Origin of the sequence: Sphaerisporangium aureirubrum (assembly GCF_042658925.1) — a bacterium.
GTDB classification, from domain to species: domain Bacteria; phylum Actinomycetota; class Actinomycetes; order Streptosporangiales; family Streptosporangiaceae; genus Sphaerisporangium; species Sphaerisporangium aureirubrum.
The window spans coordinates 183,406-198,516 of the sequence record NZ_JBHSRF010000005.1 but is presented as its reverse complement, the minus strand read 5'-3'; the positions used below and the strand labels follow the sequence as shown (position 1 = coordinate 198,516).

The window sequence follows — 15,111 nt, the reverse complement described above, 5'->3', positions numbered from 1 at the left end:
GCGGACGTACAGTACTTCCCATGGGCATGGACATCGCCGGCGTTCAGGGGTTGTGGGATCCGATGCCGGGCTGGCTGGACACCGCCAGCTACGGCCTGCCGCCCCGGCCGGCCTTCGAGGACCTGCAGCGGGCGCTCGCCGACTGGCGGGTGGGGCGGACGAGCTGGCGCCCCTGGAACGACGCCACCACCCGGGCCCGCGCCGCCTTCGCCACCATGATGGGCGTGCCCGGCGAGGACGTCATGGTCGGCGCCACCGTCTCGCAGATGCTCGCCCCCGTCGCCTCCAGCCTGCCTCCCGGGTCCCGCGTCGTCCTGCCGGAGGAGGAGTTCACCTCCAACCTGTTCCCCTGGGCGGTGTCCGCCGACGTGCGCACCGTCCCGCTGGACCACCTGGCCGAGGCCGTGGACGCCGGCACGCGGGTCGTGGCGTTCAGCCTGGTGCAGTCCGCCGACGGCCGCCTGGCCCCGGTGGACGACATCCTGTCCGCCGCCCGCGCCCATGACGCGCTGGTGGCGGTGGACGCCAGCCAGGCCTGCGGCTGGCTCCCCGTCGACGCCTCCCGCTTCGACGTGCTGGTCTGCGGCGCCTACAAGTGGCTGATGGCCCCGCGCGGCGCCGCGTACGGCTACCTGTCGCCCCGGGCACGCGCCGGGATGCGCCCCACCGCCGCCAACTGGTACGCCGGATCCGACCCCGGCGGCTCCTTCTACGGCCCGCCCCTGCGCCTGGCGCAGGACGCCCGCGCGTTCGACCTCTCCCCCGCGTGGTTCTGCCAGGTAGGCGCCGCCCCCGCCCTCGAACTGCTCAACGAGATAGGCATAGAGGCCGTCCACGCGCACGACACCGCCCTCGCCGCCCGCTTCCTCACCGCCCTCGACCGCGAGCCCACCGGCAGCGCCATCGTCACCGTCGACTTCCCGGACGCCGAACGCCGCCTGGAGGCCGCGGGCATCCGCAGCTCCGTCCGCGCGGGCAAGGTCCGCGCGTCGTTCCACCTCTACACGACCCCCGACGACGTCGACCAGGCCGTGAAGGCCCTCACCGCCTGACCGTGACGGGCGCGGGCGGCCCGGGGTGTAACGTCCGCAGTGGCGAGCACACCAGGAGGTGGGCGATGAGCTGTCCCGATATCCGGGCGTCACGGTGCCCGAAGTGGCGGGACGGGCGCCGGCGCACCGGACGGCGCGAGGAGTTCTCGTACGCCGGCGGCCGGTGAGGGTCGCGCTGCTGGGGCCGGTGGCCTGGCGCACGCCTCCGCTTCACTACGGGCCGTGGGAGCAGGTGACGAGCCTGCTCGCCGAGGGGCTGACGGCTCGCGGGGTCGACGTGACGCTGTTCGCCACCCTGGACTCCGTCACCTCGGGGACGCTGGACGGGGTGTGCCCCCGGGGGTACGCGGACGATCCGTCCCTGGACGGGCGGGTGTGGGAGGCGATGCACGTCGCGCACGCGTTCAGCCGCTCGGGGGAGTTCGACATCGTGCACAGCCACCTCGACTGGCTGCCTCTGGCGTTCGCCGCGCACTGCCGGGCGCCGTTGCTCACCACGGTTCACGGATTCTCCGGGGCGGGCATCCTGCCCGCGTACGCCCGTGCCCGGTCCGCCTACGTCTCGATCTCGGACTCGGACCGCAGCCCGGAGCTGGACTACGTGGCCACCGTCCATCACGGGATCGATCTCAGCGCGTTTCCCTTCTCCCCGTCGGGGGGCTCGCGGCTGATCAGCTTCGGCCGTGTTCATCCCGACAAGGGAACGCACACGGCGATCGAGATCGCCCGGCGGGCCGGGATGCCGCTCACCATCTGCGGGATCGTCCAGGACGAGCGGTACTTCGAGCAGCAGGTCGCCCCGCTGGTCGACGGGGAGCAGGTCAGGTACCTCGGGTCGGTCGGCCCGGATCGGCGAGCCGAGATCCTCGGCGGCGGCGCCGCGCTGCTGCATCCCATCGCGTTCGACGAACCGTTCGGCCTGTCGGTGGTCGAGGCGATGGCCTGCGGCACGCCCGTCGTCGCGTACCGGCGCGGATCCATGGCCGAAGTCGTCGACGAGGGTGTCACGGGTTTCCTGGTGGACTCGCTCGACGAGGCCGTCGCCGCGGTGGCGCGCGTCGCGACGATCGATCGCGCGGGCTGCCGCGCGCAGGCCGGGCGCCGATTCAGCGTAGATCAAATGGTCGACGGCTACCTGCGCGTGTATGCCGGGATATATGAACGTAATTAGCGCCTGGTAGTGTCGGTCATGCGCGGACCTCGCCATCGGCTGAAGGTCGCGACGGCCGGGCCCCCGCACGAGGGCGGGCCCCCGGCGACAGGCCCGGGATCTCATCGCACAGGCAGACGGACAGCAAGTCCTCACCGCGCGAGCCCGTATTGCACACATTCTGGTGCGGGCGCTCACTGGAAGGCATGACAGTTGGCCTGCACATACGGCTTTCTCAGCACCCATCCGCCCACCCGGTGCGGACTAGCGACCTTCAACTCCGCCCTGGCCGCCCACCTCACCTACGGTGGCGTGTCCGGCGGAATCGTCCGTGTCACCACGGACGGCGACGACGAACGCCCCGCGGCCGGCGTCGTGCACACCTGGTCCTCCGGTGACCTCGGTGGCTGGCGGGCCGCGGCCGCCGCCCTGGAGCGCTTCGACGTGGCCATCGTGCAGCACGAGTACGGCATCTACCCGGGCCAGGACGGCCAGGACGTCCTGCCGCTGCTGCGGTCCCTCGCCGTACCCGCCGTCGTGGTCATGCACACCGTCCTGACCATGCCCACCTCCCGGCAGAAAGCCCTGCTCGAGGAGATCGGCGCCGCCGCCGACGCGATCGTGGTCATGACCGGCACCGCCCGTGACCGGCTGTTGAACGGCTATCTGGTCGACCCCCGCAAGGTGTTCCTCATCCCCCACGGGACCGCCGACCACACGCGGACCCCCGCCCGGCATCACTTCCGCCCGCACCTGCTCACCTGGGGGCTGCTCGGCCCCGGCAAGGGCGTCGAGTGGGCGTTGCGCGCGCTCGCGCTGCTCGGAGACATAAGGCCGACCTACACCATCGCCGGGAAGACCCACCCCAAGGTGCTGGAGTTCCATGGGGAGGCCTACCGTGACAGCCTGCACGACCTCGCCGCCCGGCTCGGGGTGTCCGCCGCCGTGCGGCACGACCCCGTGTACCGGGAACAGGCGTCGCTGAGCCGGTTGATCCGCTCGGCGGACGTCGTCCTGCTGCCCTACGACTCGGCGGAGCAGGTCACGTCCGGTGTCCTCATCGAGGCCGTGGCCGCGGGCGTGCCCGTCGTCGCCACCTCGTTCCCGCACGCCGTGGAACTGCTCTCCGACGGCCCGGGACTGCTGGTCCCGCACGGCGACCCCGCCGCGCTCGCCGGTGCCGTACGCCGCATCCTCACCGAACCCGGCCTGGCACGCGACCTCGCCGGCCGCACCCACGGCCTCGTCCCGACGCTGCTGTGGCCCGCGGTCGCGGCCCGCTACGCCGGAATCGCCCGGTCGCTCCTCGCCGCCGAACCGGCCGCGGTGGCCCCCGCCATGCAATGAGCTTCCCCGCGCCCGACTACCGGCACCTGGCCCGGTTGAGCGACGACACCGGCCTGTTCGAGCACGCGCGGCACGCCGTCGTCCGACGGCACCACGGTTACTGCACCGACGACGTGGCCCGCGGGCTCGTCGTCGCCAGCCGGGAACAACGCCCGTCGCGCCGGCTGACCCGGCTGGCGGAGTGTTACCTGGCCTTTCTCACCCACGCCCAGGATGGCTCCGGCGCGTTCCGCAACAGGCTCACCTTCGACCGGCGCTGGCGCGACGAGCCGGGCGTCGGCGACTGGTGGGGCCGGGCGATGTGGGGCCTCGGCACCGCGGCGGCCCGCAACCACTCTCCGTGGATCCGGGAGGAGGCGCGGCTCGCCTTCGCCCTCGGCGCCGTGCGGCGCTCCCCGCATCCGCGGGCCATGGTCTTCGCCGGGCTCGGCGCGGCGGAGATCCTGCGGACCGCCCCGGACGACGACGTGGCCGCCGCGCTGCTGAAGGACGCCGCGGGCGCGATCGGCGCTCCCTCGGAGGACCCCTCCTGGCCGTGGCCGCAGCCGTCCCTGACCTACGCCAACGCCGCCCTCGCCGAGGTGGTCATCGCCGCGGGAGACCTGAGCGGCGACCGGCAGCAGCTCGACACCGGCCTGCACATGCTCACCTGGTTGTGCGCCGTCCAGACGGAGAACGACCGGCTCCGCGTCGTGCCCGCCACCGGCCGTCGGCCGGGCACCCCACCGGACCGCTACGACCAGCAGCCGATCGAGGTGGCCGCGCTCGCCGACGCCTGCGCCGTCGCCGCGCTCGCGACCGGCGAGCCCTCGTGGCAGAAGGGGGTACGGCGGGCGGCGGCGTGGTTCCAGGGCCGCAACGACGCCGGCGTCCCGATGTGGGACCCCGCCACCGGCGGCGGCTACGACGGCCTGACCGAGCACGGCCCCAACCTCAACCAGGGCGCGGAGTCGACCCTCGCGCTGATCTCCACCATGCAGCACGCCGGACGGCTCTCATGACCGGCGGCGACCTGGCCACCCGGCTCGGACCGACGCTCTCCCCCGACCCGCGAAGAGTGATCGTCAAGCTGTTCGTGCCCGGGGAGGACGCCGCGCTCACCCGTAGCCGGGCCGCCACGCTCATCGACCGGATCACGCGCCTCGACGACGACGCGGCGACCCTCCTGCTCCAGGAGACCCTGCGGCGATTCGGCGGGCGGCACGACGACCTGGAGGCGACGTTCGCCCACCATCACGACCTGGTCCGCCATCGCATCCCGCGTGACGCGGGCCTGTCCCCGCCGCGACGCCTCCTGGTGGGCGCCTACTTCAGCCACGAGTACGCCGTCGAGGGCGCGGCCGTGTGCAACCCCTCGATGGTCCCCCACCCCGACCAGTCCGGGCTGGCCCCCGGGCAGCTCCGCGTGGCGATCAGCCTGCGGCAGATCGGCGAGGGACACCTGTCCTCCATCGGCTTCGCCACGGCGCTGCTCGGCCCCGGTTCCGGCCTGACGGTCACAGGCCGCTCCGGCGCCCTGTCGGTCGGACGCCGCCACGGGACCCGTCACCGGCGCGACCTGCTCGCCGCCGGGCTCTCCGACGAGTCCTGGGACAACGAGGTCTCGGCCGCCATCCTGGGATCCCTGCCGGAACGCTTCGACGACGACGACTTCGAACAGTCGATCGCCCGGCTGCCCACCGACCTGCTCACCCGTGCCACCACGCAGCGAACCCTGGAGGAGATGCGCCGCGAGACGCACTCCGAATACGCCGTGACCTTCCCCGCCGGACTCCCCCTGCACCGCCGGGTGCTCTGGCCGGCGACCGCCGCCGAGAGCAACGGCATGGAGGACGCCCGTTTCGTCCGCGTCGTCGACGAGGAAGGCACCCCGTCATACCGCGCCACCTACACCGCCTACGACGGCCGCCACATCCGCTCCCACCAGATCGCCACCGACGACCTGCGCCACTTCGAGATGACCCCCCTGCGCGGCCCCGCCTCCGCCAACAAAGGCATGGCCCTGTTCCCCCGCCCCGTAGGGGGACACCACCTGGCCCTGTGCCGCTCCGACGGCGAGACCATCGGCCTCACCACCCTGGACCGCCACAACACCTGGCAGTCACCCGTGCCTCTGCACGCCCCCCACCGCGGCTGGGAACTGATCCAGGTGGGCAACTGCGGCTCCCCCATCGAGACCGACCACGGATGGCTCGTCCTGACCCACGGTGTGGGCCCCATGCGCGACTACGCCATGGGCGCCCTCCTCCTGGACATCCACCACCCCCACCGGGTCATCGCCGAACTCCCCGGCACCCTCCTCACCTCCAACGAAACCGAACGCGAAGGCTACGTCCCCAACGTCGTCTACTCCTGCGGCGGCCTCCTCCACGCCGCCGCGATCTGGATCCCCTACGGCGCCAGCGACGCCCGCATCGGCTTCGCCCGCATCCCTCTCACCACCCTCGTCGAGGCGATGATTCCGGCATAAGCCCCTGCGTGCCCACGGCGCACGTCGGCCCGCCCTCATCGGACAGCGCGGCGAGAAGGTCGTGCATGGAATCGGCGTCGAGGTGGTCGGCGAGAATGCGAAGAAACTCCGTCTCTCCCAACTCCTGCCGCTGTCTGTTCAACCAGTACAGGTTGCGGGAGACCTGCGGTGACCCCAGTTGTACAAGGATGCCGAGGCTGCGAAGGTTGTAGACGACTCCCTCGGCGGCCCGGCCGATCTGGGTGTACAGCACCCCGATCTGACTGATCGATGCGGCCATGTCGGCGCGGTTGCCGAGTTCCTCTCTGATGGTCAGGGCCTTGCGGTACCACTCCAGCGCCCGGTCATACTCCCCCCGCTGCTGGGCGATCACGCCGAGCTGGTGGTAGCCGTTGGCCATACCGACGCGGTTACCGAGCTCCTCGCTGATGGTCAGCGACTTGCGGCACCATTTCAGCGCCTGGTCGTACTCCCCTCGCTCCCCGGAGATCCTGCCGAGCTGGTAGTAGCTGATGGCCATGCCGGTGCGGTTGCCGAGTTCCTCTTCAATGGTCAGGGAGTTGCGGTACCACTCCAGCGCCTGGTCATACTCCCCCCGCTGCTGGGCGATCACGCCGAGCTGGTGGTAGCCGTTGGCCATGCCGGCGCGGTTGCCGAGCTCCTCGCTGATGGTCAGGGCCTTGCGGTACCACTCCAGCGCCTGGTCGTACTCCCCCCGCTCCTGAGCGATCACGCCGAGCTGGTGGTAGCTTCTGGCCATGCCGGCGCGGTTGCCGAGTTCCTCTTTGATGGTCAGGGACTTGCGGCACCACTCCAGCGCCTGGTCATACTCCCCCCGCAGCTGAGCGATCATGCCGAGCTGGTGGAAACCGACGGCTTGTTCCCGGCTGTTGTCGGGGAACCACGACAAGGTCTCCATGCACAGCTGCTGCTCCCAGCTCCACGCGCCCCAGGTGTGCAACCGCTCACGCACCCAGTCGGTCGCGTTGGCTGCGGCGCTCAGGTCGCCTGAGCGGTGGTGGTGGTAGCGGGCCTCCACCATGTCCTCCAGGGCCTGTCGCTGGTCTTGCCGCCGGACCTGGACCCGCCGGCGCCAGTACCGCGCCGCCGCCGCATGCGCCTTCCGCACCTCATCGCCCGGGGTCAGCTGCGGACGGGCCAGCGCCTCCGCCGTCCACCGATGCACCACAAACGTCCCCTGGTTCTGGTCGTCCACCTCCGGGACCAGCAACCCCAGACCCGCCAGCACCCCCACCGCCGCATCCACCCCCACCGGCTCCGTCGACGGAGCCACCCGGTCCGCCTCTACATCCCGCCACACCTGCGCCACCGCCAGCCCGGCCCGGTCCACCGGACGCCGATACACCGACACCCCCACCAGCACCCGCCGCGCCAACCCATCCACCAACCCCACCAACTCACCCACCAGCGCATCATCCACCGCCAGCGTCACCGCCTTAGCCAACGCACCGTCCAACCCCCGCCCCGCACCCAGCCACCCCGCAGGATCAGCAACCCCCCGATCGCGCACCAAACGCTCCAACCGCTCACCCACATCAGCGAAACGTGCACGCCCACCCCGCAACAACGCGTCCACATACTCCAACGCCCGTGGATGACCTCCCACCACCGTCCATGCCCGCTGCTGGTCCTCTGCTCCCAGGGCATCCAGACCCGGCAACCGCCACATCAGCTTCCGCGCCTCAGCCCACGACAACGGACCCAGATGGCGGACCACCAACCGCCGATGCGCATCCTGTGGCAACACGAAAGGAAACCGGCTGGTGATGAGCAACTTGTGCGTGCCACGCAGACGGATCCACGCGGTCAGGAACTCGGCGAGACCTGGGTCACGAATCGTCCATCGGGCCTGGTCGTTGTCGAGGTTGTCCTCGAAGTTGTCCAGCAGCAAGGTCACCGGTACCTGGGCGAACAGAGGACCCAGGGCTTGAAGACGTTCGGACCACTCCTCGCTCGGCCGGCGGACGTAGGTGGCGAGCCGCCGTACCTGCTCGTCCTCGAAGGCGGTCAGCAGAGTGCGGCCGATCTCGTCCAGCAGCTGGTCGGGGCTGGTCTGGCTGATCGCGGAGACCAGCACGCCGGTGTCGGGGCCGAGGCGGCGGAGTAGTTCGGCGGCCAGGCTGCTCTTGCCGACGCCGCCGATGCCGTGGAGCAGGACGCCGGGGCCGTCCGCGTGCAGGGCGGTCAGGGCGGTGCGGAGCTCGGTGCGGCGGCCGACGAACTCGCCCACCTTGCGGAGTGGGACGCCGTCGGCGAACTGGGGTTCCGGTGGGGCGGTGATCTGGTCGAAGCCGTCGGCAGGGGTGTAGAGCGGTAGGGACGGGCCGCGGAGGAACAGTGCGGGGGTGGCCCATTCCACCAGGGACGCCTCCAGGGTCGCCGGGGGGAGGCGGCGGCGAGCCTGCTCCAGGCGGCGGCGGGCGTCGCAGAAGGCGGGGAGCACCTCGGGGGTGTCGCGGACGGACAGCTCGTAGTAGAGGGATCTGGCCAGGGCGGTGGCGTACGGGTCGGTCACCGGGGCGGTCATCGCCAGGACGGCGGGTAGGCCGGCGGCGGTCAGGCCGCGGGCCAGGCCGGTCAGAGGCTCCTGCTCACCGGGGTCGTCCTCGGTGGAGGCAGGCTGGGTGAGGGCGGTGGAGCAGCCGGACAGGACCAGGAGGGGGACGCCTCTGTTCGCCGGGAGGGCCTCGTCGATGAAGCGGCGGGTGGTCACCTCGTCCACTCGGCCGTCGGCGTCCTCCAGGAGCAGCACGCCCGGTTTGGCGTGGCAGGAGATGTGCAGGACGTGGTAGCGCTCCTGGAGGAGGGCGTCGCGGATGGCGTCCAGGGTGCCCTGGTTGAGGATGCGGACGTAGGCGCCCGGGCGGTCGCGGCCTCCCTTGCGGGCGGACTGCACCGAGTCGAGGATCTTGGCGAGTTCCGCCTCCAGGTCGAGTACGGCGCCGCCGCCGGGGCCTTCGGGGGCGGCCATCGCGACCAAGATGCGTAGCGGGCCCCGGATGGGCATGAGCGGGGTGGCGGTGGTGGCGGGGACGCTGCGGAACATCTGTACCCGGGGCTGGAGTGCCAGCGGTTCCGGCTCGCCGGGGGCGATCAGGGTCTCCCAGGGGAGGTCGGCCAGTTCGTCGGCGAGTTCCAGGCCGAGGCGCAGGGCCGCGTTCTGGGCTCGGGCCGCTTTCAGCTCGGTGAGGAGCGCGTCTCCGGCGGGGCCGGACAGGTACGCGGTGCCGAGTTCGCGGCCGTACTCGGTGAGCAGGGCTCCCATGCCGCCGCCCTTGTCCGTCCCTCGGGTGACCAGTGTGCCGCGTGCGCGAGCGGACTCCAGGCGCCAGGTCAGGTCGGCCAGGCGGGGGCCGGGGGCCGGCGGGTGGCTCACTGTCTCGCCTGATCTGGTGCGGAGGGTGACCTGGCCGGGGGTGATCCGCAGGGTGCAGTGGTGGGGGTTGTCCGGGCGGACGTTGCTTCCCGGGCGTCCCTCCGGGCCGGGTTCCGGCTGGGGTGCCTGGTCGCGCAAGGCGCGTATCAGGTCGGCCAACCGGCGGTCGGCCTCCGGGCCGTCCGCCTGGGAGAGGTCGACGTGGAAGCGGTTGGCGGCGAACTCCGGGAGTTCGACGTCCTCGATCAGTACCGGGATGAACCGCCGCTGGTCCTCGATCGAGCGGCGCATCAGGCTCTGGTACGCCTCGCGGACCCAGCCGTCGGCCAGTGCGGCGCGGCTGAACACCAGGATGCCGTGCGCGGCGGCGCCGATCGCCCGCTCGATCGTGTCCACGATCAGCGCGCCCGGTGACTCCAGCACCTCTTTGTACGCGACGGTCAGCCCCGCCGCCCGTAATCGGTCGGCGAGCCAGCGGACCCAGGTGGTGTCCTGCGGGGCGTATGCGATGAACGCGTCGGTCACGGAGCGACCCGCAGTGCCTCGGCCAGGGCGTCGGCACGCTGGTCGAACACCTCGCCGGTGACGTCGCGCAGGTCGCTGTAGAAGCGGCTGCGGGCGAGCTCGGGGAGCGGGACGTCGTCGGCGAGCACCGGGATGAACAACTGGCCGTTCTCGATGGAGCGCTGCATCAGGACGTAGTACTCGTTGGTCACCCAGCCGCTCGCCATCGACGCCTCACTGAAGACCAGCAGGCCATGGGCCGCGTCCCGGATGGCCTGCTCCACCGCGTGGACGAGCGGTGTGCCCGGCCGCATCACCACCTCGTCTCGCACGACCCTGACACCGCGCCGCCCGAGGCGTTCCACCAGGTCCTTCACCAGGTTCTTGTCATCGTGCGAATAGGAGACGAACACGTCGTATGTCATAGCGCCTGTCTTGCCCGCTTGAGGGGAGAGGTGAGAAGTCGGGCCCGCCTTCCACCTGGCACGCCGGCGCGACAGCCGGTCGCGCACCGGAAGCCATACGAAGCAGGCACCCGCGATGCCGGCCGGGGTGCCGATGAGCAGAGACGAACTCGTCGTATGTCATGGCGCCTGTCTTGCCCGCTTCTGGAAGAGGAGGTGGGGACGGCTGGCCCGCGATCCGCCTGGCACTCCGGCGCGACAGCTGGTCGCGCACGAGGACCCATGCGAAGTAGGCGCCCACGAGGCCGGCGAGGAGGTGGGGACGGCGGGCCCGCGGTCCGCCTGGCGCTCCGGCGCGACAGCTGGTCGCGTACGGGGACCCACGCGAAGGCGCCAGCGAGGCCGGCCAGGGTGCCGATGAGGGTAAGGGCGAACCCGGCCATGTCCATACCAAACAGGCTAATGTGCGTAGGCGTGTCGTGGCTCTATGTAGCCGATTGTGGTCGACTATTGGATCTGCGGCAAACCTCCGCCCGGTGATGAGCGTCCTAGCGGTCAAGGGGGTCGGGGACGACGGACGCGGGGCAGGCAGGGTGAGCGAACCGGCTGGGACCACCTACGAGGTGTTCGTCGTGCACGCCCAGGCCGACCTGGAGTGGGCGCGACGGCTTCAGGCCCGATTATCCGGGGACGGGGTGCGGGCGGCGCTGGAGAACTACCTGCCGGGCGACATCATCGTCCGCCGGATCGAAGACCTCATCAGTGCTTCGGCCAGTGTTGTCTTCGTCTACAGCCACAGCACCGAGGCCGATCCGATGAGTGCCGCCAAGTACGCGGCTCTGCTCTCGGGGCCCGAGGATCGGCGGTTCATCCCGGCGCTGCTGGAAGACGTGCCGGTCGGCGCGTTCGCCGCCTCCCGACGTCCGCTGGACTTCCGGGGGGAGGACCAGGAGAGGCCGTACCGGGAGCTGCTCGACGTGTTGCGAGGTCAGCGGCCCTCGAGTGTGCCGCTGGAGTCCTACAAGCACCACCGGCCGGAAGGGGCCCGGGAGGTTCTGCTGCGCATCGGACGGGACATGGTCGCGTTCGGGCCGGTCGGCGGCGAACCTGAGGCGACCCATGTGCCCGCGCCGTTGACGCATGCGTTGGAAGAACGGCTATGGCAGCTCGACCGCGCCCGTACGGGCCGGGCGCAGGAGTTGCTCACCAAGAACGACGGCCCGGCCGGGCGCCCGGCCGCTCTGCTGGACACGCGTTCGCGTGAGGTCGGCGCCGGGCTGGGTGAGACGTTCCTGTCGGGGGCGGCCGGGGAGGCGCTGGCCGGCGCGGTGGCCGAGGCGGCGGGGCGGAACAGTACGTTGCGGCTCGGCGTACAGGTCGACGACGAGCTGGCCGGTCTGCCGTGGGAGACGCTGACCTTGCCCGGAGCGGTCCGGACGCCGGCCGGAGCCTGGGGGGTCCAGACGCCTACCGGCACCGGGGAGGCCCGGCCGCCGAGCCGGCCTGGGGAGGTCGAGCCGCTGGCCCTGCACCCGTGCGTGGATCTGTTCCGTTGCCTGCCCACCGGCGGGCACACCCCGGCGATCGGCATCCTGGCGCCGTTGCGCATCCTCGCCGTGGCCGCCGCCCCGGACGGGCCGGAGGGTGGGCCGCTGCTGGATCTCGAGGCGGAACTGCGCCGCATCCTCGACGCGGTGGACGACGCCCGGCGCCACGCGGCCGCCCACGTGCGGATCCTCAACCAGGGCTCCCTGCCGGCCATCGTGGACGCGCTCAAGCAGGAGCGGTTCCATGTGCTGCACATCTCCTGCCACGCCGGGCCTGGGGTGCTGCATCTGGAGGACGAACAGGGCGGTGTCGACAAGGTCACCGCCGATCGGCTCGTCCGGGCTATCCCCCGTGACCGAGGCGTGCCACTGGTCGTGCTGTCGGGGTGCTCGACCGCTCTGGACACCCGGGAGTCCCCGTCCGACGACACGTCCGCCGAACAGGCAGAAACGGCGTTGAGCGGGCTGGCGCGCGGGCTCTCGGCCGCCGGGGTCCCCGCCGTGCTGGCCATGACCGCACCGGTGACCGACCGCTACGCCAGCCTCCTCACCGCCGCCCTCTACCGCGAACTGGCCATCCGCCCCGAACCAGACGTACTCACCGCGTTGTCGGAGGCACGCCGCACCCTGGAAGCCGCCCGCCGGACGGCGCCCGACGGCGACCGAGACACCGCCCTGGCCGAGTGGGCCACCCCCGCACTGTTCCTGCGCGGCCCGTCGATCCCCTTGTACGACGTCAGCCGTGGCGTGGACGCGGACGTCAGCCCCCCGTCCGCCGTACCCCTCGACCCAGGCGTCGTCGTGCGGGCCGTCGGCGACTTCGTCGGACGGCGCACCGAACTGCGCGCCCTGCGTGCCGCTCTACGGAACCACACCGGGGCGCTGCTGCACGGCATCGGCGGCGTCGGAAAGAGCAGCCTGGCCGCCGAGCTCATCGGCTGGCTCGGACCCGACGCCGGATTGGTCGTCTCCCTCGTCGGCCGCACCTCCCCCGACCAGATCCTCGGCGGCATCGCGGACAAGCTCCTCGCCACCACCGCCACCGTCGGCGCCTCTGGTGAACCTCTACGCGAACTCACCCAGTTCCTGCGCCGCCTGGACTATCCCTGGCAGGTACGACTCGATGCGCTGACGCTGGTACTCGGTACCGTCTCCACCGAGCTGAACCGAAGGATCGCCGCTCCCCCGCTCACCGTGCTGCTGGACAACTTCGAGGACAATCTCGCTCATGGCGACCATTTCGCTTTCCTCGACCAGGAACTGGCGGCGTTCCTTGCCGCGTGGATCCAGCGAGGACGAAACGTTCGGCTGCTCATCACCAGCCGATTTCCGTTCGCATTGCCGCAGGATGCGCATCGGCGGTTGGTGGTCCGTCATCTGGGTCCATTGTCGTGGGCTGAGGCACGGAAGTTGATGTGGCGGTTGCCGGGGCTGGATGTGCTGTCGTATGAGGAGCAGCGGCGGGCGTGGACGGTGGTGGGGGGTCATCCGCGGGCGTTGGAGTATGTGGATGCGTTGTTGCGGGGTGGGCGTGCGCGTTTTGTGGATGTGGGTGAGCGGTTGGAGCGTTTGGTGCGGGAGCGGGGGGTTGATGATCCTGCGGGGTGGCTGGGTGAGGGGCGGGGGTTGGATGGTGCGTTGGCGGAGGCGGAGGCGGTGACGCTGGCGGTGGATGATGCGTTGGTGGGTGAGTTGGTGGGGTTGGTGGATGGGTTGGCGCGGCGGGTGCTGGTGGGGGTGTCGGTGTATCGGCGTCCGGTGGACCGGGCGGGTCTGGCCTGGCCGGTCAGCACCCAAATAGATCCAGACCCCGAACGGGAGCAGCGGCTGGATCAGATGAGCGAGTTGCTGACCCGGGCGCGCCAGAAGGACCCGCAGGCTGGGGTGGAGGATCTGGAGTTGTCGCCGGGTGAGGTGTCGCAGGTGTGGCGGGATGTGGCGGCGGAGCGGGTGGCGCCGTTGGTGGAGCCGGTGGGGGTGGATGTGTCGGTGGGGGTGCTGGCGGGACTGGGGTTGCTGGTCCCGGGGATAGATGATCAGGGGACGTTTGTGGTGCATCGGTGGACGGCGCAGGCGCTGGCCCGTCCGCCGCTGACCCCGGGCGATGAGGTGCGGGAGGCGCATGCGGCTGCAGCGCGGTACTGGCGCTGGCGGGTCCAGGTCCGGCCGCAGGGCCCGCGACAGGATCTGGAGGACATGGTGGAGGCCCGCTATCACCACCACCGCTCAGGCGACCTGGACGCCGCAGCCGGCGCTACCCACTGGGTATGCCAGCGGTTGCATACCTGGGGGGCGTGGAGCTGGGAGCAGCAGCTCTACGTGGAGACCTCCTCGTGGCTTCCCGACAACAGCCGCGAACAAGCCGCCTGTATCCACCAGCTCGGCTTGATCGCCCAGGAGCGGGGGGAGTACGACCAGGCGCTCGCGTGGTACCGCAAGTCCCTCACCATCAACGAGGAACTCGGCAACCGCGCCGGCATGGCCGCCAGCTACCACCAGCTCGGCAGAATCGCCGAGCTGCGGGGGGAGTACGACCAGGCGCTCGCGTGGTACCGCAAGTCCCTCACCATCAACGAGGAACTCGGCAACCGCGCCGGCATGGCCAGCAGCTACCACCAGCTCGGCAGAATCGCCGAGCTGCGGGGGGAGTACGACCAGGCGCTCGCGTGGTACCGCAACTCCCTGACCATCAAAGAGGAACTCGGCAACCGCGCCGGCATGGCCAGCAGCTACCACCAGCTCGGCATGATCGCCCAGGAGCGGGGGGAGTACGACCAGGCGCTGGAGTGGTACCGCAAGTCCCTGACCATCGAAGAGGAAATCGGCAACCGTGCTGGCATGGCCAGCAGCTACCACCAGCTCGGCATGATCGCCCAGGAGCGGGGGGAGTACGACCAGGCGCTGGAGTGGTACCGCAAATCCCTGACCATCAACGAGGAACTCGGTAACCGTGCCGGCATGGCCATATCGTTCAGTCAGATCGGGGTGCTGTACACCCAGATCGGCCGGGCCGCCGAGGCAGTCGTCTACAACCTTCGCAGCCTGAGCATCCGCGAACAATTGGGGTCACCGCAGGTGTCCACTGACCTGTACTGGCTGAACCAGCAGCGTCGAGTGTTGGGCGAGGGAGAGTTTCGGCGGCTGCTCGCGGAACAACTCGACAGCGGAACGGTCGACGCCGTCATCGCTCGGCTGGAGTCCGGTGATTGACGTCGGTCGAGGGTGGTTCCCGGAGGGTGT

At 71.0% G+C, this 15,111-nt stretch carries 8 protein-coding genes; 6 read left to right on the top strand and 2 right to left on the bottom strand.

The genetic code is table 11. The annotated features are described in order from the left end of the window. Nucleotides 1-20 precede the first annotated feature (20 nt). The 5 genes from ACFP1K_RS05680 to ACFP1K_RS05660 all read left to right on the top strand — a co-directional run bounded on the left by ACFP1K_RS05680 (nucleotide 21) and on the right by ACFP1K_RS05660 (nucleotide 6,019). On the top strand, nucleotides 21-1,052 hold the full coding sequence (locus ACFP1K_RS05680) for an aminotransferase class V-fold PLP-dependent enzyme (protein WP_380747627.1): 1,032 nt from the start codon (nucleotides 21-23) through the stop codon (nucleotides 1,050-1,052). 163 nt (nucleotides 1,053-1,215) lie between these two features. Further along, on the top strand, nucleotides 1,216-2,223 hold the full coding sequence (locus ACFP1K_RS05675; RefSeq protein WP_380747625.1) for a glycosyltransferase family 4 protein: 1,008 nt from the start codon (nucleotides 1,216-1,218) through the stop codon (nucleotides 2,221-2,223). A 192-nt stretch (nucleotides 2,224-2,415) separates the two neighbouring features. Next, entirely contained in the window at nucleotides 2,416-3,549 is a 1,134-nt protein-coding gene (locus ACFP1K_RS05670) for a glycosyltransferase (protein ID WP_380747623.1), read from the top strand. Then, complete coding sequence (locus tag ACFP1K_RS05665; protein ID WP_380747621.1) at nucleotides 3,546-4,550, top strand: glycosyltransferase; 1,005 nt, start codon at nucleotides 3,546-3,548, stop codon at nucleotides 4,548-4,550. Before ACFP1K_RS05670 ends, ACFP1K_RS05665 begins: the two co-directional genes overlap by 4 nt. After that, complete coding sequence (locus tag ACFP1K_RS05660) at nucleotides 4,547-6,019, top strand: glycoside hydrolase family 130 protein (protein WP_380747619.1); 1,473 nt, start codon at nucleotides 4,547-4,549, stop codon at nucleotides 6,017-6,019. The genes ACFP1K_RS05665 and ACFP1K_RS05660 overlap by 4 nt, the downstream gene beginning before the upstream one ends. Here the strand turns inward: ACFP1K_RS05660 and ACFP1K_RS05655 are convergent. Next, complete coding sequence (locus ACFP1K_RS05655) at nucleotides 5,985-9,941, bottom strand: tetratricopeptide repeat protein (protein WP_380747617.1); 3,957 nt, start codon at nucleotides 9,939-9,941, stop codon at nucleotides 5,985-5,987. The genes ACFP1K_RS05660 and ACFP1K_RS05655 overlap by 35 nt on opposite strands. After that, nucleotides 9,938-10,345, bottom strand: a complete 408-nt coding sequence (locus tag ACFP1K_RS05650; protein WP_380747615.1) for a toll/interleukin-1 receptor domain-containing protein — start codon at nucleotides 10,343-10,345, stop codon at nucleotides 9,938-9,940. The genes ACFP1K_RS05655 and ACFP1K_RS05650 overlap by 4 nt, the downstream gene beginning before the upstream one ends. A gap of 572 nt (nucleotides 10,346-10,917) precedes the next feature. Here ACFP1K_RS05650 and ACFP1K_RS05645 point away from each other — a divergent pair. Further along, a complete protein-coding gene (locus ACFP1K_RS05645; protein WP_380747613.1) occupies nucleotides 10,918-15,081 on the top strand; it encodes a tetratricopeptide repeat protein in 4,164 nt (1,387 codons plus the stop codon). The last annotated feature ends 30 nt before the right edge of the window (nucleotides 15,082-15,111 follow it).

What these genes read in the sequence shown, in the direction of transcription:
- ACFP1K_RS05680 (WP_380747627.1), top strand. Translation starts at nt 21, where the DNA reads ATGGGCATGGACATCGCCGGCGTTCAGGGGTTGTGGGATCCGATGCCG.
- ACFP1K_RS05665 (WP_380747621.1), top strand. Translation starts at nt 3,546, where the DNA reads ATGAGCTTCCCCGCGCCCGACTACCGGCACCTGGCCCGGTTGAGCGAC.
- ACFP1K_RS05660 (WP_380747619.1), top strand. Translation starts at nt 4,547, where the DNA reads ATGACCGGCGGCGACCTGGCCACCCGGCTCGGACCGACGCTCTCCCCC.
- ACFP1K_RS05650 (WP_380747615.1), bottom strand. Translation starts at nt 10,345, where the DNA reads ATGACATACGACGTGTTCGTCTCCTATTCGCACGATGACAAGAACCTG.